Genomic DNA, 20,845 nt, shown 5'->3' with positions numbered 1-20,845 from the left:
GCATGGCCAAAGTGATTGTGAAGAAAAAAGACGAAGCCCTGGGCACGCTTGGCGAGGTGCGCGGCTATGCGCGCAAGATCTGGCTGGCCGGTATCGGCGCCTACGCCCGCGTCGGTCAGGAAGGCTCTGACTACTTCAAAGAGCTGGTCAGGGCGGGTGAAGGTGTCGAGACGCGCGGCAAGAAGCGCATCGACAAAGAGCTCGATGCCGCCAACCACCAGCTTGACGAAGTCGGTGAAGAAGTGAACCGCGTACGCGGCAAGGTAGAAATTCAACTCGACAAGATCGAAAAAGCTTTCGACGCACGGGTCGGTCGCGCCTTGAATCGCCTGGGTATTCCGTCTAAACATGACGTTGAGGCGTTGTCGATCAAGCTTGAACAGTTGCATGAGCTGCTTGAGCGCGTCGCGCACAAACCATAAGGAGAGCAGGATGGCTGGCAAGAAGAACACCGAAAAAGAAAGCAGCTCCTGGGTCGGCGGGATCGAGAAATACTCCCGCAAGATCTGGCTGGCGGGGCTGGGTATCTATTCGAAGATCGACCAGGACGGCCCGAAGCTGTTCGACTCGCTGGTGAAGGATGGCGAGAAGGCCGAGAAGCAGGCGAAAAAGACGGCTGAAGATGTTGCCGAGACTGCCAAGTCCTCGACCACTTCGCGGGTGTCGGGCGTGAAGGACCGTGCGCTGGGCAAGTGGAGCGAACTTGAAGAAGCCTTCGACAAGCGCCTTAACAGTGCCATCTCGCGCCTTGGTGTACCGAGCCGCAACGAGATCAAGGCACTGCACCAGCAGGTGGACAGCCTGACCAAGCAGATCGAGAAGCTGACCGGTGCTTCGGTTACGCCGATTTCGTCGCGCACTGCAGCAACCAAGCCGGCTGCGAGCAAGGCTGCGGCCAAGCCACTGGCCAAGGCAGCGGCAGCCAAACCTGCGGCGAAAACGGCGGCGGCCAAACCTGCTGCTAAAACCGCAGCGGCAAAACCCGCAGCCAAAACCGCAGCGGAAAAACCTGCAGCCAAGCCTGCAGCAGCCAAGTCTGCGGCGAAGCCGGCAGCGGCCAAGAAACCTGCGGTGAAGAAGGCGCCGGCCAAACCGGCAGCCGCCAAGCCGGCGGCCCCAGCGGCCAGCGCTGCGCCTGCAGCGACCACTGCACCGGCACCTGCCGCTACCCCGGCCAGCAGCACGCCATCGGCACCTACCGGCACCGGTACCCTGATCTGATACCGCGTCGCCTTCTTCGCGGGTAAACCCACTCCCACAAGATGCGCCAAACCTTGTAGGAGCGGGTTTACCCGCGATTGCGTCGGCTGAAACACAACATCTCCAGCAGGCCTACCCCTCCAGGTACTTCACTGCCAGCTGCTCCGCCGCCGCCCGGGCCTGGGCCTGCAGATGCGGCGCCACCAGCATCATCACCTGGTACACCACGATCCCCACATCCCCCTCGCGCCCCAGCACACGCTGGTAATCCAGCGAGAACATCAGCGTCAGTGTGATCTGCTCAACCAGTTGCCCCAGCGCCTGGGTATCGCTCTCTACCAGCCCTTGGCTCTTCAGGCTGGCCAACAGCGCCGCCAGCGTGCGTTTGACTGCAGTGATCAGGCTGCGCATGCCTCGGGCGAGCTTGGGCAGGCGCCCGGTCAGGTTGGACAGGTCCTGGAACAGGAAGCGGTACTGAGCCATGCGCTCGACGATCAAGTGCAGAAACAGCCAGTAGTCCTCTGCGTCCAGACGCACCTCCAGCGGCGGGTCCAGCAACGGCATCAACGCTTCTTCAAAACGCTCGAACAAGCCCAGTACCAAGGGCTCCTTGCCATGGAAGTGGTAGTACAGGTTGCCTGGGCTGATGCCGAGTTCGTTGGCAATTTCCAGGGTGGATACGTTGGGTTCGCCCTGCTGGTTGAACAACTGCAGGGCGCATTCAAGGATACGGTCGCGGGTTTTCATCCAGTCAGCAGCTCATCGGGTCAGCACGTAGGTGCCTGGCGCGGGGCCTAGCGGTGGGTAAGTGGCGTTGCCCAGTTCAGTGCGCGGCGCCTTGAGCAGGCCGGAGCGTGCGGTGACCCACTCCAGCCACAACGGCCACCAGCTGCCTTCACTGCGCTTGGCGTCGTGGAACCAGGCGCGTGGGTCGCTGCTCAGCTTGGGGTTGGCCAGGTAGTAGGCCTTGGGGTTGCCTGGCGGGTTGATGATGCTCTGGATATGCCCGCTGTTGGCCAGCACGAAGCGCCGCTCGCCACCCAGTAGCAAGGCCGAGCGGTACACCGCGTCCCATGGCGTGATGTGGTCGTTGCTGCCGGCCACGGTAAAGCTGTCGATATTGACCTGCTGCAGGTCAATCGGTGTACCGCACACCTCCAGCCCGGACGCGTAGGTCAAGGGGTTGAGCTTGAAAAACTCCAGCAGGTCGCCATGCAGCGCGGCGGGCAGGCGCGTGCTGTCGGCATTCCAGTACAGGATGTCGAACGCCGGCGGCGTCTTGCCGAGCAGGTAGTTGTTGACCCAGTAGTTCCAGATCAGGTCGTTGGGCCGCATCCAGGCGAAGATCCGCGCCACTTCGCCACCGTCCAGCACGCCGCGCTGATAAGAGCGGCGCTTGGCCGCTTCGATGGTCTGCTCATCGGCGAACAGGCTGGCCGGGCTTTCGAACTTGCTGTCCAGCAAGCTGACCAGATAGGTGGCACTGCGTACCCGGCGCAATTGCTGCTTGGCTTGCAGGTGGCCTTGCAGTGCGGCCATGGTCAGGCCACCGGCACAGGCGCCCATCAGGTTGGGGTCGCGGTTGCCGCTGATACTGCGGCAGGCATTAAGCGCTTCCTCCAGGGCTTGCACGTAGCTGGAAAGGCCCCATTCACGGTGGCGTGGGTCGGGGTTGCGCCAGCTGACCATGAACACCTGCAAGCCGCTTTTGAGCATGTACTGGACAAAGCTGTTGGTAGCGCTGAGGTCGAAGATGTAGAACTTGTTGATCTGAGGCGGCACGACCAGCAGTGGGCGTGCGTGCTGCTTTTCGCTCATCGGCGAGTACTGGATCAGCTCCAGCAGCTCGTTGCGAAATACCACTGCGCCAGGGGTCGCAGCCAGGTTGGCACCTACTTCGAAGGCGCGCTCGTCCACCTGACGCGGCAGCCCATCGTTGTGGCGCAGGTCGTCGAGCAGGTGGGCCACGCCGCGCACCAGGCTCTGGCCGCCGGTGTTGAACAGTTCCTTGACCGCCAGCGGATTGAGCAGTGAGTTGCTGGGCGCCAGCGCATCGTTGATCAGGTTGAACAGGAAGTGGGCGCGGGCTCGATCATCGTCGTTCAAGTGGCTTTCATCGATCCACTGGCGTGTCTGCTTCTGCCAGGCCAGGTAGGCCTGCAGGCCGCGGCGGTAGAACGGGTTCTGGCTCCAGGTCGGGTCACTGAAGCGTGCGTCACGCGGGTTTGGCTGGTAGGGCGTGTCCCCCAGCATCACCCGCCCCAACTGCCCGCCAAGCGCCAGCAGATGATGCGCGGTATGCAGCGGGTGGCGCAGACCGTGGCGGCCGACGTTGCGCAGCGTGGAAAGCAGGTCGCGGCCGCGCAGGCCGAGGATGGCGTTCTGCACGTTCATGCGGGTGGCGGGGAGCGTTGTCGATCCTTTGGCCGGTTTGTCTTTCATGGCAACACTCCCTCGTCTGATCCATTTCCCCTGTCAGCCGCAGCTGTTTCACCCCCCCGAGGCCGGACGGGGATGCATGACCGCACGCTGACGTTCTTCCTGCAGGAACTTCATGATGATCGGGGCGACGGCTTCGGCACGGGTGATCAGGAACAGATGGCCGTCGTCGATAATGTGTAGCTGGGCATTGGGAATCCGCCAGGCCAGCAGGCGCATGTTGATCAGCGGGATCAGCGGGTCGTCGTCACCGGCCAGTACCAGGGTGGGCTGCTGGATCTTGTGCAGCCAGTGGATGCTGGTCCAGCCCAGCCCGGCGAACAGCTGCCAGTAGTAGCCCAGCTTGCCGCCGGAGCGCACTTTGGCAGCATGGTGCATGGCCAGGTCGGGGTCACGTCGGAAGCCGCCGCCATAGATCATCGGTGCAATGCGGATGACATGCGACGGCTGCACGTAACGCCGGGGGCTGGCCATCATCCACAGCACCTTGGGCTTGCCTGGCACCATTACCGCACCGGCAGCGGTGGCGGCCAGCACCAGTTTCTTGCAGCGCTCGGGGTAATCGTGAGCAAACTGCTGGGCCAGGGCGCCGCCCCAGGACACGCCGATGACGTTGACCTGGCCGTAGTCGAGGTAGTCGAGCATGCGTGCGGTCAGCTTGGCCAGCCCAGGGAAGCGATACGGGTGGCGTGGTGTGGACGAGCCGCCGACCCCGGGCACATCGAAGGCGATGACTTCCAGGTCCGGGTCAAGTGCATCGATGAACGGGAACACCAGCTCGAGGTTGGCGCCGATGCCGTTGAAGATCAGCAACGGCGTCAAGTGCGGCTTGCCGGGGCGAACAGCGGTGCGGATGGACTGGTGGTCCAGCTCGACGGTCCTGAAAATATAGGGTTGCGGCATGCACGTGACTCTTGGGTGAAGTAAACACCGTGGCGCCCCGCAGGCCACCACGGCGCTGTAACTCAACGCTCGTGAACGTAGGTGCCTGGGGAGGCTTCGCCGGCGGCGTAGGCACGGTTGCCCAGGCGGGTCGGCGCCTTTTTCAGCGCACCGGCACGCTCGCCCAGCCAACTTTGCCAGTGCAACCACCAGGAGTCTGCATGCTTGGTGGCGTTTTCCTGCCAGGCCACCGGGTCCCCCGGGCGGTCGGCACCGGTCATGAAGCGTGCCTTCGGGTTGCCCGGCGGGTTGAGGATGCTCTGGATATGCCCGCTGTTGGACAGTACGAATTCGATCTTGCCACCGAACAGATGTGCCGAGCGGTAGCATGACGGCCATGGGGTGATGTGGTCGTTGGTGCCGGCGAGGCTGTAGATGTCGCATTTGACCTGTTTCAGGTCGATCGCGGTGCCGCACACTTCCAGGGCATCGGGGCGGGTCAGCGGGTTGCTCTTGAACATTTCGATCAGGTCGCCGTGGAAGGCGGCCGGCAGGCGCGTGGTGTCGTTGTTCCAGAACAGGATGTCGAACACGGGGGGCTCATTGCCGAGCAGGTAGTTGTTAACCCAGTAATTCCAGATCAGGTCGTTGGGGCGCATCCAGGCGAACACCTTGGCCATTTCGCTGCCTTCCAGTACGCCCGCCTGATAAGAGTGGCGCTTGGCGGCCTCCAAGGTCTGCTCGTCGACAAACAATGCAACCTGGTTGTCCATCGTGGTGTCCAGCACGCTGACCAGCAGGGTCAGGGCGTTGACCTTGTTCTCGCCAATGGCGGCATAGTGGCCCACCAGTGCGGTACAGGTGATGCCGCCGGAGCAGGCGCCGAGCATGTTCAAGTCCTTGCTGCCGGTAATCGCCAGCACCGCGTCGACGGCTTCTTTCAGCGCATCGATGTAGGTGGACAGGCCCCACTCGCGCTGGGCCTTGGTCGGGTTGCGCCAGCTGATGATGAAGGTCTGCTGCTGCGAGCGCAGGCAGAAGCGCGCCAGGCTCTTTTCCGGGCTGAGGTCGAACACGTAGAACTTGTTGATCTGCGGCGGCACCACCAGCAGCGGGCGGGCATGCACCTGTTCGGTGATGGGGCTGTACTGGATCAGTTCCAGCACATCGTTGCGGTACACCACCGCGCCTTCGCTGGTGCCCAGGTTCTTGCCCACTTCGAAGGCATCCATGTTCACCTGGCTGGGCATGCCGCCGTTGTTGACCATGTCCTTGGCCAGGTTGGACAGGCCATCGAGCAGGCTCTTGCCGCCGGTTTCGAAGAAGCGTTTGACCGCAGCCGGGTTGGACAGGGTATTGGTCGGCGCCATGGCCTCGGTCATCAGGTTGATGACGAACTGGCCGCGGCTGATGTCCTGGGGGGACAGGTCGCTGCTGCTCACCCAGTCCTGCAGCTCCTTGCGCCAGGCCAGGTAGGTTTGCAGGTAGCGGCGGTACAGCGGGTTGTTGCTCCAGGCCGGGTCATTGAAGCGACGGTCGTCGCTGTCCGGGGCCAGGCTGGATTTGCCCAGCAACACGTTCTTCAGCTCCAGGCCAAAGTGAGCCACATGCTTGGCGCTGTGCAGCGGTTGGCGCACGGCCTGGCGCAGCACGGTGCGTGCCGAGCTCAACAGGTCCTTGCGGCGGATGCCGATGACCGGGTTCAGCCCCAGGGTGTTTTCCGAGGCCTGCCGCTGCAGCTCATCGTTGTTCTTGTTACTCATCTACGACGCTCCGTTGTCCTGAGACGAGTACCGGTTGCTGTGGTGGGTGCACAGCCCTGAGCCCGGTACTGCTACTCGGGTGACCAGTGATAAGGAACAGCGGTGCTGCGTGGGTGCTGACGACCTGCAAAGTGATGCAGGGAACTTGCCACACCCATTGGTTACCCGACTTTCGTGTAATGCGCAAGACAGCCCTTCACTGGGCTGTCTGCAAGTCATTCAAACAGATGAATTTAGAAAATGCGCTCTAAACCCCTCAGGCCTTGCGCTAGAGCATGAGCTTGACCACAGATTCGGCTGGGTCGCGGGATTTGCCGGCCTTGTGCAACTCGTCGAGGTATTCCGCCCACAGTTGTTCCTGGCGCAGGCACAGTTGCTCAAGGTATTCCCAGGTGAACAAGCCGCTGTCATGGCCGTCGTCGAAGGTCAGTTTCAGTGCATATTGGCCGGCAGGTTCCAGGCCACTGAGGCCAACGTTGATCTTGCCGAACTGCAGGATGGGGTTGCCGTGGCCCTGGACCTCGGCGGAGGGTGAGTGCACGCGCAGGAATTCGGCGGGCAGGTGGTAGACCTCGCCGGGCGCGTAGGTGAGGCTGAGGGTTTTGGAGGCTTTGTGCAGGTTGATGGCGGTAGGCAGGCGGGCCATGGGCAGAATCTCTCGGGAGCTGATGAAGCACAGCTTCCAGCTTATGGGGGAGGGATTCAAGGGCCTCTTCGCGGGCAAGCCCGCCCCTGCACGGATCACCACAGGCCCAAGGGATGGGGTGACATGTGCAGGAGCGGGCTTGCCCGCGAAACTGTCGAAACCGGTCTTACAGGATGTAACGCGACAGGTCTTCGTTCTGTGCCAGCTCACCCAGGTGGCTGTTCACATACGCCGCGTCGATCTGGATCGGCGCTTCGTCATGGGTGCTGGCCAGGTCGCCCGCACTGAACGACACTTCTTCGAGCAAACGCTCGAGCAGGGTGTGCAGGCGGCGGGCACCGATGTTTTCGGTCTTCTCGTTGACCTGGTAGGCAATCTCGGCCAGGCGCTTGATGCCGTCGGCGAGGAACTCGATGTTCAGGCCTTCGGTCTTCAGCAATGCCTGGTACTGCTCGGTCAGCGACGCGTGCGGCTCCTGCAGGATGCGCTCGAAGTCTTCCGGGGTCAGTGCCTTCAGCTCGACACGAATCGGCAGGCGGCCTTGCAGCTCGGGCACCAGGTCGCTCGGCTTGCTCAGGTGGAATGCACCCGAGGCAATGAACAGAATGTGGTCGGTCTTGACCATGCCCAGCTTGGTGTTGACGGTGCAGCCTTCGATCAGCGGCAGCAGGTCGCGCTGCACGCCTTCACGGGACACATCGGCGCCGCCAACGTTGCCGCGCTTGGCAACCTTGTCGATTTCGTCGATGAACACGATGCCGTGCTGTTCGACCGCTTCCAGGGCCTTGGCCTTGAGTTCTTCCTCGTTGACCAGGCGGCTCGCTTCTTCATCGCGAACCATCTTCAGCGCTTCTTTCACCTTCAGCTTGCGCGCTTTGCGCTTGCCCTTGCCCATGTTGGCAAACAGGCTCTGCAGCTGGTTGGTCATTTCTTCCATGCCGGGCGGCGCAGCAATTTCGACACCGACGGCATCGGCCACTTCAATCTCGATTTCCTTGTCGTCCAGCTGGCCTTCGCGCAGGCGCTTGCGGAACAGCTGGCGGGTGTTGGAGTCGCTGCTGGTCTGCGCGGCTTCTTCGCTGAAGCTGGTGACGCGTGCCTGGGGCAGCAGGGCGTCGAGGATGCGGTCTTCGGCGGCGTCTTCGGCGCGGTGGCGCACGCGGATGATTTCCTGCTCGCGCAGCATCTTCAGCGCGGCATCGGCCAGGTCACGGATGATCGATTCGACGTCGCGGCCCACGTAGCCCACTTCGGTGAACTTGGTGGCTTCGACCTTGAGGAACGGCGCGTTGGCCAGTTTGGCCAGCCGGCGGGCGATTTCGGTCTTGCCGACGCCGGTAGGGCCGATCATCAGGATGTTCTTGGGGGTAACTTCGGCACGCAGCTCGGCTGGGAGCTGCATGCGCCGCCAGCGGTTGCGCAGGGCAATGGCCACGGCGCGCTTGGCGTCGTCCTGGCCGATGATGTGGCGGTTGAGTTCGTGGACGATCTCGCGGGGGGTCATGGACATGATCAATACGGTCCTTGGGCAGGTGAGTCAGCGTGGAAAAGCCCCTTCACCGGGAAGGGGCGCCAGAACAGCTGAATCAGTCGGCCAGGTCCTGCTCCTCGATGGTCAGGTTGTGGTTGGTGAACACGCAGATGTCGCCGGCGATGTTCAGGGCGGTCTCGGCGATTTCGCGGGCCGAGAGGTCGGTCTTGTTCAGCAGGGCACGGGCTGCGGCCTGGGCATAGGCGCCGCCGGAACCCATGGCGATCAGGCCATCTTCGGGTTCGACCACGTCACCGTTGCCGGTGATGATCAGGGATGCATCCTTGTTGGCCACGGCCAGCATGGCTTCCAGGCGGCTCAGGGAGCGGTCGGTACGCCATTCCTTGGCCAGCTCGACGGCGGCGCGTACCAGGTGGCCCTGGTGTTTTTCCAGCTGACCTTCAAAGCGCTCGAACAGGGTGAAGGCGTCGGCAGTGGCGCCGGCGAAGCCCGCGATGACCTGGCCGTGGTACAGGCGGCGCACCTTCTTGGCGTTGCCTTTCATCACGGTGTTGCCAAGGGATACCTGGCCGTCGCCGCCCATGACGACTTTGCCGTTACGGCGGACAGAAACGATTGTGGTCAAGGGGAGAGTCTCCACGCAGCGGGGCGAAAGTGCCTGATGCAGACTCATATGGGGGTGGGGGGAAGGATTTCAACCGGGGGGGATGAATGGTTGGTGCAGGCTAAAGGTTGTACGCGGTCAATGTGGGAGCTGCCTTGTGTCGCGAAAGGGCCGCGCAGCGGCCCCAGGATCTCGGCATCATGCATAGATTACTGGGGCCGCTATGCGGCCCTATCGCGACACAAGGCCGCTCCCACAGGGGTTGCTCAGGCCTCGTGGCAGATGTGCCCATCGACCAAGGTATAACGCACTGCACCCGGCAGGCAGCGGCCGATAAATGGTTGGTACAGGCTCAAGGTTGTACGCGGTCAATGTGGGAGCGGCCTTGCGTCGCGAAAGGGCCGCGCAGCGGCCCCAGGATCTCGGCATCATGCATAGATTGCTGGGGCCGCTTTGCGGCCCTATCGCGACACAAGGCCGCTCCCACAGGCGTTACTCAGGCCTCGTGGCAGATGTGTCCATCGACCAAGGTATAACGCACTGCACCCGGCAGGCAGTGGCCGATGAATGGTTGGTACAGGCTCAAGGTTGTACGCGGTCAATGTGGGAGCGGCCTTGCGTCGCGAAAGGGCCGCGCAGCGGCCCCAGGATCTCGGCATCATGCATAGATTGCTGGGGCCGCTATGCGGCCCTATCGCGACACAAGGCCGCTCCCACAGGCGTTTGAGCTGCGCCCCAGATGTTGGACATCTGTCCATCATCTGGGGTTTTTATGAGCAAGTACTCAACACAATTCAAGCAGTCAGCCATCCAGGCTTTCCTCAAGCGTGGCCGAGGCTTTCGCCACATCGCGGCGCTGTTTCAAATCGATCCGACTTTGCTGCGCCGTTGGGTCATGTCCTATCAGTTACATGGTGAGGCCAGCTTCGAGAAGCCTGGCGGTCATTACAGCAGTGAGTTCAAGCTTTCTGTGCTCTACCGTATGTGGCGCGAGAAGCTGTCGCTCCGGGCCACCGCAGCGTTGTTCAACCTGGGTAACTCATCTCAGGTGCGGCGCTGGGAGGAACAGTATTACAGTGGCGGCTTCCAGGCCCTGTCCTCAAGCAAAAAGATATTGGTCACCCCTATGCCTAAAGCCCCGCGCAAGCCCGAAGAGACCGCTCCCAAACCTATCGAGGAGCTTACCCATGCGGAGCTGCTCAAGAGACTTCGCCAGCTTGAAGCGGAGAACGCCTACCTAAAAAAGCTCGAGGAGCTCGACGAGGAGAAGGCGAGGCTGAAGAAAGCCAGGAAAAAACCCGGCTAGTAAGGGCTTTGCGCGAACACTACCCGTTTGCCGATCTGCTCAAGGCTGCCGGCCTGCCACGCAGTACTTACTATTACCAGCTAGGGCTGCTTGAGGCCGGGGATAAGTGTGCCTCTCTCAAAATCTCGATCCAGGAGATCTGCGACCGACATCGCGGTCGTTATGGTTATCGGCGGGTTACCTCTGCGCTGCGCAGTTCTGGGCAGTTGGTTAACAGTAAAAAGGTGCGCCGGCTGATGGCTGCTCTAGACCTCAAGTGCACGGTCCGCCCGAAGAAGTACAAGGCGTATCGGGGCCTGATGGGAGAAGCCGCGCCTAACATTCTCAAGCGTAATTTCCAGGCTGATCAGCCTAACCAGAAGTGGGTTACCGATGTCACTGAGTTCAAAGTGGCGGGTGAAAAGCTGTACCTCTCGCCTGTAATGGATCTGTACAACGGCGAAATCGTGACGTATCGCACCGACACCAGACCGCGCTTCACCTTGGTCGGCGAAATGCTGGAGCGCGCGATTCAACTGCTTCCGGCGGGCAACAAACCACTGCTGCACTCGGACCAAGGATGGCACTACCGATACCCTGATTACTGTGCACGTGTGAAGGAAGCAGGGCTTGAGCAAAGCATGTCACGCAAAGGTAACTGCCTGGACAACGCCGCGATGGAGAGTTTTTTCGGCACGCTGAAGTCGGAATACTTCTACCGTGAGCGCTTCAAAAGCGTCGCAGAGCTACAGGCGGGACTGGATGAGTACATCCACTACTACAACCATGACCGCATTAAAATGAAACTCAACGGCCTGAGTCCTGTGGCTTACAGAACTCAAGCTGAGGTAGCCTAGCACCGACCGTCCAACATCTGGGGCGCAGCTCAGTTGCTCAGGCCTCGTGGCAGATGTGCCCATCGACCAAGGTATAACGCACTGCACCTGGCAGGCAGTGGCCGATGAACGGGCAGTTCTCGCCACGGGAGAACCATTGTTCGCCAGCAACGGTGGACGCTTGCGGGTCGAACAGCACCAGGTCGGCCGCGCCACCCACTTTCAGCTCCCCAGCCGGCAGGCGCAGGGCGGCAGCCGGGCCGCTGCTCAGGCGGGCCAGCAAGGTCGGCAGGTCGAGCAGGCCGTCTTGCACCAGGGTCATGGCCAGTGGCAGCAGCAACTCGACGCTGCTGATACCCGGCTCGGTGGCGCCGAACGGGGCCAGCTTGGCGTCGCGCTCGTGCGGCTGGTGGTGGCTGGAGATGGCCTGGATCACCCCCGACTTCACCGCCTCACGCAATCCGTCACGGTCGGCAGCGGTGCGCAGCGGCGGCTGCACGTGATACAGGCTGGAGAACTCGCGCAGCGACTCGTCCGTGAGGATCAGCTGGTACAGCGCTACATCGGCGGTCACAGGCAGGCCCAAGGCCTGGGCCTGGGCGATCAGCCGCGCGCCACGGGCGCTGGTGATCTGGCTGAAGTGCGCACGCACGCCGCTCTGTTCCACCAGCAGCAGGTTGCGCGCCAGGGCCACGGTTTCGGCGCTCTCAGGGATGCCCGGCAGGCCGAGGAAGCTGGCCATGGCACCTTCGTGGGCCAGGCCGCCCTGGGCCAGATCGCGGTCCTGGGAGTGGAACACCACCGTCAGATCGAAGGTGGCGGCATACTCCAGGGCGCGGGCCAGGGTACGGTTGTTGGGGATTTCCTTCAGGCCGTTGCCAAACGCTACGCAACCGGTGTCACGCAGGGCCACCAGTTCGGCCAGTTGCTCGCCCTCCAGGCCCTTGGTCAGGGCGCCGACCGGGTAGACCTTGCTGTTGGCGGCTTCACGGGCGCGGTCAAGAATAAGTTCGGCTACCGCCGAGGTGTCCAGCACCGGCTTGGTCTGTGGCGGGCAGCACAGGCTGGTGACACCGCCGGCAACGGCAGCGCGGGTTTCACTGGCGATGTTGCCTTTGCGGCTGTAACCCGGCTCGCGCAGGGACACGCCCAGGTCGACCAGGCCGGGCGCAGCGACCAGGCCATCAGCCTGGATCGTGCGGCTGGCGCTGAAACCGGCCGGTGCGGCGCCGATGGCGACAATGCGGCCGCCGTCCAGGTGCAGGTCGGTGACCTGGTCCAGGCCGCTGTTGGGGTCGATCACCCGGGCGCCAAGAATACTGATGGTCACTGGGCGTTCTCCTGGTCCAATTGACGTTGCGCGTTCTGCCCGCTCATGGCCATGGACAGCACGGCCATGCGCACGGCGATACCGTAGGTGACCTGGTTGAGGATCACCGAGTGCTTGCCATCGGCTACCGCCGACTCGATTTCTACGCCACGGTTGATCGGGCCCGGGTGCATGACGATGGCGTCAGGCTTGGCCCCGGCCAGGCGCGCGGTCGTCAGGCCGAACAGGCGGTAGAACTCGCCTTCACTGGGCAGCAGGCCACCGGCCATGCGCTCACGCTGCAGGCGCAGCATGATCACCACGTCGACGTCTTTCAGGCCTTCGGCGAGGTCGGTGTAGACCTTTACGCCGTACTGCTCGATACCGATCGGGATCAGGGTTTTCGGCCCGATCACGCGGATGTCCGGGCAACCCAGCGCTTTGAGCGCGAGCATGTCGGAACGGGCCACACGCGAGTGCAGGATGTCGCCGACGATAGCCACGGACAGGTTTTCGAAGCTGCCTTTGTGACGGCGGATGGTGAGCATGTCGAGCATGCCCTGGGTCGGGTGCGCGTGGCGGCCGTCACCGCCGTTGATCACGGCCACTTCCGGGCACACGTGCTCGGCGATGAAGTGCGCGGCGCCGGAGTCGGAGTGGCGTACGACGAACATGTCGGCGGCCATGGCTTCGAGGTTGCGCAGGGTGTCGAACAGGGTTTCGCCCTTGCTGGTCGAGGAGGTCGACACGTTCAGGCTGATCACGTCGGCCGACAGGCGCTGGGCTGCCAGTTCGAAGGTGGTACGGGTACGGGTCGAGTTCTCGAAGAACACGTTGCACACAGTCTTGCCGCGCAGCAACGGGACTTTTTTCACAGCCCGGGCACCGACTTCCAGGAAGGAGTCGGCGGTGTCGAGGATCTCGGTGAGCAGTTCGCGAGGCAAACCGTCAAGCGAGAGGAAGTGGCGCAGCTGGCCCTGATCATTGAGCTGCAGCGGGCGCTTGGCGTCGATTGGCGTCATCGCGGGGGACTCTTAAAGGGCGGAAGCGGAGGCGAGGTCCTGGCGCTCGAGGGCGAGCGGTGCGGGTCCGGTCAATTTTACCCGTTCATGGGCGCCCAGCGACAGGGTGGCGCCGAGCACGTTCGGGCGAATCGGCAGTTCGCCGGCATCCAGGTCCAGCAGGCAGACCAGGGTGACGCTGGCCGGGCGGCCGTAATCGAACAGTTCGTTGAGCGCCGCGCGGATGGTACGACCGCTCATCAGCACGTCATCCACCAGCACCAGGTGCTGGCCTTCGACTTCGAACGGCAACTCGGACGGGCGCACTTGTGGGTGCAGGCCGTTCTGGCTGAAGTCGTCGCGGTAGAACGACACGTCCAGGGTGCCCATTGGGCTGGTGTCGCCCATGGCATCCTGCAGGGCCTGGGCAACCCAGACGCCGCCGGTGCGGATACCGATGTAACGGGGCTCGGTGATTGCCCGGCGCGCCAGGTGGGCACGAAGGTCGACAGCCATCTGCCGGATCAGCTCGGCGGGATTGGGTAGGCTCATTGCGGGCTCCTTGGAAGGGTGCGCCGGGTGGACCCGGCGGCAAAGATGATCAGGTATTGGCCTCCAGCCAGCCTTGCAGCAGCAAGGCAGCGGCAATGGCATCGACCGGATTGTCGCGGTAGCTGCCACGCTGGCCGCCACGGGCCATGCGCTCGCCTTTGGCCTCGAAGGTGGTCAGGCGCTCGTCGTGCGTGTGCACGGGCAGGTTGAAGCGGCCGTTCAGGCGGCGGGCGAACTTTTCGGCGCGGGCGCTCATCTCGCTGGGCGTACCGTCCATGTTCAGCGGCAGGCCGACGACAATGGCATCTGGCTTCCATTCGGCAATCAGCTTTTCCACCTGGGCCCAGTCCGGTACGCCGTTCTGCGCCTTCAGGGTGCACAGTTCGCGGGCCTGGCCGGTAATCACCTGGCCGACGGCCACGCCGATCTGTTTGCTGCCATAGTCGAAGCCCAGCAGCAGGCGTAGTTCAGCCATCAGGCGTGGCCCGCCTGGCTGGTCAGCAGGTGCAGGTTGATCCCCAGGCTGGCGGCCGCAGCCTCAAGGCGCAGGTCGCTGGCCATGCCGAAGACGATTTCCGGGTCGAACGGGCAGTTCAGCCAGGCGTTGTCGGCCAGTTCCGCTTCCAGTTGGCCCGCTTCCCAACCGGCATAGCCCAAGGTGATCAGGCTCTGTTTCGGCCCCACACCGGCGGCGATCGCCAGCAATATGTCCTGTGACGTGGTCAGTGACAGCCCTTCCAGCGCTACGCTGGCCTGGAAACTGCACTCGCTGCTGTGCAGCACGAAGCCGCGGTCGGTTTGTACCGGGCCACCCTGGTAGATCGGCACCTGCAAGGTGCTGGCCGGCGGCGTTTCGTCCGGGCGCAGCTGCTCGAGGATGTCGGCCAGGCTCAGTTCCTGTGGTCGGTTGACCACCAGGCCCATGGCGCCATGCTCATTGTGCTCGACGATATACGTGAGGGTCTGGGCGAAGTTCGGATCGGCCATGTGCGGCATGGCGATCAGGAACTGGTGCTTGAGGTAGCTGGGTGCGAGGGTTTTCATGGGGGATAGTGTGGCGCCAGGTGGCGAGACTGACAAGGTGCGGATTTGTGTCGTCAGGTTGGCGCTTGGCTTGAGGTTTTTGGCGCTTTTGAGATCGAGCGCCGCCCGCGCGGCGCTCGATATCCGCGCTAGCACGCACCGAAAGCCCTACACCAAGGCTGAACTCAATTACTGGACAAACGGTCCCCACGGGCAAAGCGCCAGGTGCGGATGATCTCCAGCCGGTCGAACTCGGCCAGATCACCGGTAAACGGTGCAAAAGGCGCGGCCAGCCGCACGATGCGCTGCGCCGCCTGATCCAGCACGGGCTGCCCGGACGATTCCAGCACCAGCACCTCGTACAGCGAGCCATCGCGGTTGATCGACACCATCATGCGCAAGTTGCCGTAGATTTGCTGTCGGCGTGCTTCATCGGGGTAGTTGAGGTTACCCACGCGCTCGACCTTCTTGCGCCACTCTTCCTTGTACCAGGCGCCCTTGTCGCGCATGGTCGACGCGGCGTTCAGGCGATGGATGCGCGGGCGCTTGGCGTACATCTGCTGTTCGTTGGACAGCTCCGCTTCCAGGCTGGCGATCTGGCTGGACAACTGCGAGCTGTCGAAGTCCGGCGTCGGTGTGGCTGGCTTGGGCTGTGCTTTGCTTTCCTTGGGTTTGGGTTCGACCTTGTGCGGCTTGGGCGCAGTAGTCACCACCGCCGACTTTTTCGGGGTAGGGGGTGGTACCACCTCGGGCCTGGCCGCAGGCGGTGGGGTGATCTTGTTGATCTTGCTGTCCTGGAACGGCGCCAGCTCGGTGGTCTTGGGCACCGCTTTCTTGTCCAGGGTGCCGCTGCCTTGCTGGTTGTCCTGGGCCTGGAAGTCAGCCTTCTCGGGCGGTTTCTCGCTCTTGAAGGTGGCCAGGGTGATGTCCATGGTGTGGCGGATTTCGGCAGGCTTGACCACGGTGAAGCCGACGCCAAGGATCAGCGCCAGGTGCACCAGCGCAGCCAGGAACAGGGTGAAGCCAAGCCGGTCCGCAGGGCGAACACGGGGAGGCAGCAGGTCGGCAGGGACGTCAGCGGGCAGCGTCATCAGGTATCCAGCAACCGCAGGGCGGGGCAGCAGCTCAGTCGAATAGGACCGGCATCATACCCCACTCTACGGCTTTACTTCGCGTTGGCTATCAGCGTGCTTTGAGCTTGCGATCAATGGCATCCATCAGCTTGCCACCGATATCGGTGTTGTAGGCGGCATCGATCTCGCGGATACAGGTGGGGCTGGTGACGTTGATTTCGGTGAGGTAGTCGCCGATCACGTCCAGGCCAACGAACAGCAGGCCCTTCTCGCGCAGCGTCGGGCCGACCTGGGCGGCGATCCAGCGGTCGCGCTCGGTCAGTGGGCGGGCTTCGCCACGCCCGCCCGCGGCCAGGTTGCCACGGGTTTCGCCGCTGGCCGGAATGCGTGCCAGGCAATAGTCCACTGGCTCGCCATCGATCATCAGGATGCGCTTGTCGCCGTCCTTGATTGCCGGCAGGTAGGCTTGGGCCATGATCTGCTGGGTGCCCAGTGCGGTCAGGGTTTCCAGGATCACCGACAGGTTGGGGTCGCCCGCCCGGTGACGGAAGATCGACGTACCGCCCATGCCATCCAGTGGCTTGAGGATCACGTCGGCATGCTTGGCGGTGAATTCGCGAAGGATGTCCGGGCGGCGGCTGACCAGGGTCGGGGTGGTGCATTGCGGGAACAGCGTGGCGAACATCTTCTCGTTGCAGTCGCGCAGGCTTTGCGGGCGGTTTACCACCAGTACGCCGTCGTTCTCGGCTTGTTCCAGCAGGTAAGTGCTGTAGACGAACTCCATGTCGAAGGGCGGGTCCTTGCGCATCAGGATCACGTCCAGCTCGGCCAGCGGGCTGTCCTGCTCCTCGCCCAGTTCGAACCAGCGTGCAGGGTCGGCAAACACCGTCAGCGGGCGCATGCGGGCGCGGGCCTTGCCTTCGCCCTGATACAGGTCTTGCTGTTCCATGTAGAACAGGCTCCAGCCGCGTGCCTGGGCGGCCAGCAGCATGGCCAGCGAGCTGTCCTTCTTGTAGGAGATGGACGCGATGGGGTCCATCACAATGCCGAGGCGAACGCTCATGGGGGGTCCTCTTGGCGGCAGGTGGCCGCGGTGGATCGAAAGAAAAGTGGCTCAGGGTGGCGCCGCGAACGCCGACGGTCAAGGGGCGCGGCAGATGGAATGGCCATCCGGAGTATGCTAAAAATGCAGCTGCAAGCCTTGAGCTACAAGCCTCAAGAAAAGAGCATCCATGCGCCGAGCTGCTTTCTTGCAGCTTGCCGCTTGCAACTTGCGGCTTCAATCCTACTGGTAGGCGTCTATGGAACAACCCCTGAAGGTGATGGTGATCGACGATTCCCGCACGATCCGCCGCACCGCGCAGATGTTGCTCGGTGAAGCGGGCTGCGAGGTGATCACCGCCAGCGATGGCTTCGATGCCCTGGCCAAGATCGTCGACCATCAGCCCAGTATCATTTTCGTCGATGTGCTGATGCCACGCCTGGACGGCTACCAGACCTGCGCGGTAATCAAGCACAACAGTGCCTTCAAGGACACCCCGGTTATCCTGCTGTCGTCCCGCGATGGCCTGTTCGACAAGGCCCGCGGCCGGGTGGTCGGTTCCGATCAGTTCCTGACCAAACCGTTCAGCAAGGAAGAACTGCTCGACGCGATCCGCGCCCATGTGCCCGGGTTTGCCGCACCTCAACAACACGCACCCTGACCGAGCCCCGCCATGGCGCGGTCCTACTTTCCTGATGGGGAAACAGCATGGCCCGAGTTCTGATTGTCGACGACTCGCCGACAGAGATGTACAGATTGACCGAATGGCTGGAAAAGCACGGCTACCAGGTGCTCAAGGCCAGCAACGGTGCCGACGGCGTGGCCCTGGCCCGGCAGGACAAGCCTGACGCGGTGCTGATGGACATCGTCATGCCTGGCATGAACGGTTTCCAGGCCACCCGCCAGCTCAGCAAGGACCCGGACACCAGCGCTATTCCAGTGATCGTGGTAACCACCAAGGACCAGGAAACCGACCGTATCTGGGCCACGCGCCAGGGTGCCCGTGACTTCCTGACCAAACCGGTGGAAGAGGAGGCGCTGATCGCCAAGCTCAAAGAAGTGCTGGGGGCTTGACCACCCGCCCGCAAGGCGCGTCGCTGACCGCCTTTGAGTTGTTGCTGGACATCGACCGGCGCTGTCGCCTGCTGGTTGCCGACCAGCCGCCGCAGGACAACCGCGTGCAGCAGTGGAGCGGCATTGGCTTTCGCATTGCCGGGCAGTGGTTCGTCGCGCCCATGGGCGAAGTGGCCGAGGTGCTGCGCGAACCGCGCAGTAGCCGCGTCCCCGGCGTGCAGCCGTGGGTGTGCGGGGTGGCCAACCTGCGTGGCCGGCTGTTGCCGGTGATGGACCTGAGCTGCTTCTTCGGCCTGGGCCACGCCGCACCGGGCAAGCAGCGGCGAGTGCTGGTGCTGGATCACGACGACCTGTTCGTCGGCTTGCTGGTCGACGAGGTGCTGGGCCTTCAGCACTTTGCCCTCGACAGCCTGCAGCTGTCGCCGCCGCAGCCTCTGATCCTTGCCGCTGCGCGCTTTGTGCAGGGGTATTTTCCGCGTGAACGTAACTGGGCGATCTTCAGCCCCTTTGCCTTGGCCCAGGCGCCAGGCTTTCTCGATGTGGCGTTATAGGACCTGCGAACGTGAACAAGCCTGCCACCCCCGTCACTGCCACCACCGTGAGCCCACGTACCCGCAGCATCGCGCAGATCACCGTGCTGTTCCTGATCCTGATCCTTTCGATCATCTTGCTGTTCGCCAACTTTGCTTACCTGAATACCCAATCCAACTACGACAAGCAGTACATCGGCCATGCCGGCGAGCTGCGCGTGCTGTCGCAGCGTATCGCCAAGAACGCCACCGAGGCGGCCACCGGCAAGGCCCTGGCTTTCAAGCTGCTGTCGGATGCACGCAATGATTTCGAACGACGCTGGGGCTACCTGCGCCAGGGTGACAAGTCCACTGGCCTGCCGCCTGCGCCACCTTCGGTGCGTGACGAGATGGAATCGGTACGCCGCGACTGGGAAAACCTGCGCAAGAACACCGACATCATCCTGGCCAGCGAGCAGACCGTGCTGTCGCTGCACCAGGTGGCAGCGACCCTGGCCGAGACCGTGCCGCAGTTGCAGGTGGAATACGAAAAAGTGGTCGAGATCCTGCTGCAGAGCGGTGCCCCGGCCAATCAGGTTGCGGTGGCCCAGCGCCAGCTGTTGCTGGCCGAACGTATCCTTGGCTCGGTCAACACCGTGCTGGCCGGTGACGACAGCGCCGCCCAGGCGGCCGATGCCTTCGGCCGTGACGCCGGGCGCTTTGGCCAGGTGCTGGAGGGCATGCTCAATGGCAATGCGACAATCCAGATAACCCGCGTCGAGGACGCCGACGCGCGTGCGCGGCTGGCCGAAATCGCCGAGTTGTTCCAGTTCGTTGCCGGTTCGGTGGATGAAATCCTCGAAACCTCGCCCGAACTGTTCCGTGTGCGGGAGGCTGCGGGCAACATCTTCAGCCTTTCGCAAACCCTGCTCGACGAAGCGTCGCACCTGGCGAACGGTTTCGAGAACCTGGCTGGCGGGCGCACCCTCGACACCGTTGGCGGCTATGCCCTGGGGCTGCTGGCGCTGGCCTCGATCATCCTCATCGGCCTGGTCATGGTGCGCACCACCAACCGCCAACTGCGCGAGACCGCAGAAAAGAACGAACGCAACCAGCAGGCCATCATGCGCCTGCTCGACGAAATCGAAGAGCTGGCAGATGGCGACCTGACGGTGACCGTATCGGTGACTGAAGACTTTACCGGCGCCATTGCCGACTCGATCAACTATTCCGTGGACCAGTTGCGCGACCTGGTCGCCACCATCAACCACAGTGCAATGCAGGTCGCTGCCGCCGTGCAGGACACGCAGAACACTGCGCGGCAACTGGCCAAGGCCTCCGAGCACCAGGCTGCACAGATCAGCGAGGCGTCCGAGGCGGTGGGCGACATGGTCGAGTCGATCGATCGGGTTTCGGCGCATGCTTACGAATCGGCCAAGGTGGCCGAGCGTTCGGTGGCCATCGCCAACAAGGGCAACGAGGTGGTGCACAACACCATCAACGGCATGGACAACATTCGCGAGCAGATCCAGGACACCGCCAAGCGGATCAAGCGTCTGGGCGAGTCCTCCCAGGAAATCGGCGACATCGTCAGCCTGATCGACGACATTGCCGACCAGACCAACATTCTTGCCCTGAACGCCGCTATCCAGGCCTCGCTGGCCGGTGAGGCCGGCCGCGGATTTGCCGTGGTTGCCGACGAGGTGCAGCGCCTGGCTGAGCGCTCATCGTCTGCCACCCGCCAGATCGAGGCGCTGGTGCGTACCATCCAGGCCGATACCAACGAAGCGGTGATCTCCATGGAGCAGACCACCGCCGAAGTGGTGCGTGGCGCACGCCTGGCCCAGGATGCCGGGGTGGCGCTGGCCGAGATCGAAGGGGTATCGCAGAACCTCGCCGACCTTATCCACAGCATCTCCGACGCTGCCCAGTTGCAGACCTCGTCGGCCGGGCAGATCTCCCACACCATGGCGGTGATCCAGCAGATTACCGCGCAAACCTCTGCCGGCTCCGGTGCCACCGCCGACAGCATCCGCCACTTGGCCCGCATGGCCAGCGAGATGCGCCGTTCGGTGTCCGGTTTCACCCTGCCACCACCGACCGAGCCGCGTTAAG

General features: G+C 63.1%; 21 protein-coding genes and 1 pseudogene. 7 read left to right on the top strand and 15 right to left on the bottom strand.

The features are described 5' to 3' along the window. Positions 1-2: 2 nt before the first annotated feature. A complete protein-coding gene (locus REH59_RS26710; protein WP_003249293.1) occupies positions 3-422 on the top strand; it encodes a phasin family protein in 420 nt (139 codons plus the stop codon). A gap of 10 nt (positions 423-432) precedes the next feature. Further along, on the top strand, positions 433-1,221 hold the full coding sequence (locus REH59_RS26705; RefSeq protein ID WP_014862042.1) for a phasin family protein: 789 nt from the start codon (positions 433-435) through the stop codon (positions 1,219-1,221). 111 nt (positions 1,222-1,332) lie between these two features. Here the strand turns inward: REH59_RS26705 and REH59_RS26700 are convergent, their stop codons facing one another. The 8 genes and pseudogenes from REH59_RS26700 to REH59_RS28915 form a co-directional block, all read right to left on the bottom strand. After that, positions 1,333-1,947, bottom strand: a complete 615-nt coding sequence (locus REH59_RS26700; protein ID WP_003249297.1) for a TetR/AcrR family transcriptional regulator — start codon at positions 1,945-1,947, stop codon at positions 1,333-1,335. A 12-nt stretch (positions 1,948-1,959) separates the two neighbouring features. Then, entirely contained in the window at positions 1,960-3,642 is a 1,683-nt protein-coding gene (phaC, locus tag REH59_RS26695) for a class II poly(R)-hydroxyalkanoic acid synthase (protein ID WP_320450371.1), read from the bottom strand. Positions 3,643-3,690: 48 nt separating this feature from the next. Next, positions 3,691-4,542: a poly(3-hydroxyalkanoate) depolymerase gene (gene phaZ, locus REH59_RS26690; protein WP_003249302.1), complete on the bottom strand. Its 852-nt coding sequence runs from the start codon at positions 4,540-4,542 to the stop codon at positions 3,691-3,693. Between the two features lie 62 nt (positions 4,543-4,604). Continuing rightward, entirely contained in the window at positions 4,605-6,284 is a 1,680-nt protein-coding gene (phaC, locus tag REH59_RS26685) for a class II poly(R)-hydroxyalkanoic acid synthase (RefSeq protein WP_004576724.1), read from the bottom strand. A gap of 268 nt (positions 6,285-6,552) precedes the next feature. Continuing rightward, positions 6,553-6,930 carry a gamma-butyrobetaine hydroxylase-like domain-containing protein gene (locus REH59_RS26680; protein WP_003249306.1) on the bottom strand — a complete coding sequence of 126 codons (378 nt, stop codon included), beginning with the start codon at positions 6,928-6,930 and terminating at the stop codon, positions 6,553-6,555. A 166-nt stretch (positions 6,931-7,096) separates the two neighbouring features. Continuing rightward, positions 7,097-8,440: an ATP-dependent protease ATPase subunit HslU gene (gene hslU / locus REH59_RS26675; RefSeq protein ID WP_003249308.1), complete on the bottom strand. Its 1,344-nt coding sequence runs from the start codon at positions 8,438-8,440 to the stop codon at positions 7,097-7,099. A 76-nt stretch (positions 8,441-8,516) separates the two neighbouring features. Then, the gene (hslV, locus tag REH59_RS26670; protein ID WP_003249309.1) at positions 8,517-9,047 is read right to left on the bottom strand and encodes an ATP-dependent protease subunit HslV; all 531 of its coding nucleotides are present in this window, start codon (positions 9,045-9,047) and stop codon (positions 8,517-8,519) included. Between the two features lie 245 nt (positions 9,048-9,292). Beyond that, a pseudogene (locus REH59_RS28915) lies at positions 9,293-9,367 on the bottom strand (dihydroorotase); the annotation flags it as partial. Positions 9,368-9,798: 431 nt separating this feature from the next. Here REH59_RS28915 and REH59_RS26665 point away from each other — a divergent pair. After that, a protein-coding gene (locus tag REH59_RS26665) for an IS3 family transposase (RefSeq protein ID WP_128573916.1) occupies positions 9,799-11,168 on the top strand; the annotation gives its coding sequence in 2 pieces (ribosomal slippage) (positions 9,799-10,278 and positions 10,281-11,168; 1,368 coding nt in all). 37 nt (positions 11,169-11,205) lie between these two features. On the opposite strand, the gene REH59_RS26660 is transcribed toward REH59_RS26665, so the two are convergent. The 7 genes from REH59_RS26660 to gshB form a co-directional block, all read right to left on the bottom strand. Continuing rightward, complete coding sequence (locus REH59_RS26660) at positions 11,206-12,477, bottom strand: dihydroorotase (protein WP_010955564.1); 1,272 nt, start codon at positions 12,475-12,477, stop codon at positions 11,206-11,208. Further along, entirely contained in the window at positions 12,474-13,478 is a 1,005-nt protein-coding gene (locus REH59_RS26655) for an aspartate carbamoyltransferase catalytic subunit (protein ID WP_003249311.1), read from the bottom strand. Before REH59_RS26655 ends, REH59_RS26660 begins: the two co-directional genes overlap by 4 nt. Positions 13,479-13,490: 12 nt before the next feature. Then, positions 13,491-14,009 carry a bifunctional pyr operon transcriptional regulator/uracil phosphoribosyltransferase PyrR gene (gene pyrR / locus REH59_RS26650; RefSeq protein ID WP_003249313.1) on the bottom strand — a complete coding sequence of 173 codons (519 nt, stop codon included), beginning with the start codon at positions 14,007-14,009 and terminating at the stop codon, positions 13,491-13,493. A gap of 49 nt (positions 14,010-14,058) precedes the next feature. Continuing rightward, positions 14,059-14,484, bottom strand: coding sequence for a Holliday junction resolvase RuvX (gene ruvX / locus REH59_RS26645; protein ID WP_003249316.1), 426 nt, complete (start codon positions 14,482-14,484; stop codon positions 14,059-14,061). Continuing rightward, complete coding sequence (locus REH59_RS26640; protein ID WP_003249318.1) at positions 14,484-15,053, bottom strand: YqgE/AlgH family protein; 570 nt, start codon at positions 15,051-15,053, stop codon at positions 14,484-14,486. The genes ruvX and REH59_RS26640 overlap by 1 nt, the downstream gene beginning before the upstream one ends. A gap of 164 nt (positions 15,054-15,217) precedes the next feature. After that, entirely contained in the window at positions 15,218-16,123 is a 906-nt protein-coding gene (locus tag REH59_RS26635; RefSeq protein WP_003249319.1) for an energy transducer TonB, read from the bottom strand. A gap of 91 nt (positions 16,124-16,214) precedes the next feature. After that, on the bottom strand, positions 16,215-17,168 hold the full coding sequence (gene gshB, locus REH59_RS26630) for a glutathione synthase (RefSeq protein WP_003249322.1): 954 nt from the start codon (positions 17,166-17,168) through the stop codon (positions 16,215-16,217). A 238-nt stretch (positions 17,169-17,406) separates the two neighbouring features. On the opposite strand from gshB, the gene REH59_RS26625 reads away from it, so the two are divergent. From REH59_RS26625 to REH59_RS26610, 4 genes are read left to right on the top strand one after another with little or no spacing between them, the layout of a single operon-like run. After that, positions 17,407-17,808, top strand: a complete 402-nt coding sequence (locus tag REH59_RS26625; RefSeq protein ID WP_010955560.1) for a response regulator — start codon at positions 17,407-17,409, stop codon at positions 17,806-17,808. 47 nt (positions 17,809-17,855) lie between these two features. Then, positions 17,856-18,221 (top strand): twitching motility response regulator PilH, encoded by a 366-nt coding sequence (gene pilH / locus REH59_RS26620; RefSeq protein WP_003249327.1) that lies wholly within the window; start codon positions 17,856-17,858, stop codon positions 18,219-18,221. After that, complete coding sequence (locus tag REH59_RS26615; protein ID WP_003249330.1) at positions 18,218-18,772, top strand: chemotaxis protein CheW; 555 nt, start codon at positions 18,218-18,220, stop codon at positions 18,770-18,772. The genes pilH and REH59_RS26615 overlap by 4 nt, the downstream gene beginning before the upstream one ends. A gap of 47 nt (positions 18,773-18,819) precedes the next feature. Further along, entirely contained in the window at positions 18,820-20,844 is a 2,025-nt protein-coding gene (locus tag REH59_RS26610) for a methyl-accepting chemotaxis protein (RefSeq protein WP_223817433.1), read from the top strand. The last annotated feature ends 1 nt before the right edge of the window (position 20,845 follow it).

It is taken from the genome of Pseudomonas sp. BO3-4 (assembly GCF_034044115.1).
Lineage (GTDB): Bacteria > Pseudomonadota > Gammaproteobacteria > Pseudomonadales > Pseudomonadaceae > Aquipseudomonas > Aquipseudomonas alloputida.
Note: the sequence above shows the minus strand (reverse complement) of the source record. Positions and strands in the feature narration are given on the sequence as shown.

What these genes read in the sequence shown, in the direction of transcription:
- REH59_RS26705 (WP_014862042.1), top strand. Translation starts at nt 433, where the DNA reads ATGGCTGGCAAGAAGAACACCGAAAAAGAAAGCAGCTCCTGGGTCGGC.
- REH59_RS26640 (WP_003249318.1), bottom strand. Translation starts at nt 15,053, where the DNA reads ATGAAAACCCTCGCACCCAGCTACCTCAAGCACCAGTTCCTGATCGCC.
- pilH (WP_003249327.1), top strand. Translation starts at nt 17,856, where the DNA reads ATGGCCCGAGTTCTGATTGTCGACGACTCGCCGACAGAGATGTACAGA.
- phaC (WP_004576724.1), bottom strand. Translation starts at nt 6,284, where the DNA reads ATGAGTAACAAGAACAACGATGAGCTGCAGCGGCAGGCCTCGGAAAAC.
- REH59_RS26700 (WP_003249297.1), bottom strand. Translation starts at nt 1,947, where the DNA reads ATGAAAACCCGCGACCGTATCCTTGAATGCGCCCTGCAGTTGTTCAAC.
- REH59_RS26655 (WP_003249311.1), bottom strand. Translation starts at nt 13,478, where the DNA reads ATGACGCCAATCGACGCCAAGCGCCCGCTGCAGCTCAATGATCAGGGC.
- phaC (WP_320450371.1), bottom strand. Translation starts at nt 3,642, where the DNA reads ATGAAAGACAAACCGGCCAAAGGATCGACAACGCTCCCCGCCACCCGC.
- ruvX (WP_003249316.1), bottom strand. Translation starts at nt 14,484, where the DNA reads ATGGCTGAACTACGCCTGCTGCTGGGCTTCGACTATGGCAGCAAACAG.
- phaZ (WP_003249302.1), bottom strand. Translation starts at nt 4,542, where the DNA reads ATGCCGCAACCCTATATTTTCAGGACCGTCGAGCTGGACCACCAGTCC.
- gshB (WP_003249322.1), bottom strand. Translation starts at nt 17,168, where the DNA reads ATGAGCGTTCGCCTCGGCATTGTGATGGACCCCATCGCGTCCATCTCC.
- pyrR (WP_003249313.1), bottom strand. Translation starts at nt 14,009, where the DNA reads ATGAGCCTACCCAATCCCGCCGAGCTGATCCGGCAGATGGCTGTCGAC.
- REH59_RS26680 (WP_003249306.1), bottom strand. Translation starts at nt 6,930, where the DNA reads ATGGCCCGCCTGCCTACCGCCATCAACCTGCACAAAGCCTCCAAAACC.
- REH59_RS26625 (WP_010955560.1), top strand. Translation starts at nt 17,407, where the DNA reads ATGGAACAACCCCTGAAGGTGATGGTGATCGACGATTCCCGCACGATC.
- hslU (WP_003249308.1), bottom strand. Translation starts at nt 8,440, where the DNA reads ATGTCCATGACCCCCCGCGAGATCGTCCACGAACTCAACCGCCACATC.
- REH59_RS26635 (WP_003249319.1), bottom strand. Translation starts at nt 16,123, where the DNA reads ATGACGCTGCCCGCTGACGTCCCTGCCGACCTGCTGCCTCCCCGTGTT.
- REH59_RS26710 (WP_003249293.1), top strand. Translation starts at nt 3, where the DNA reads ATGGCCAAAGTGATTGTGAAGAAAAAAGACGAAGCCCTGGGCACGCTT.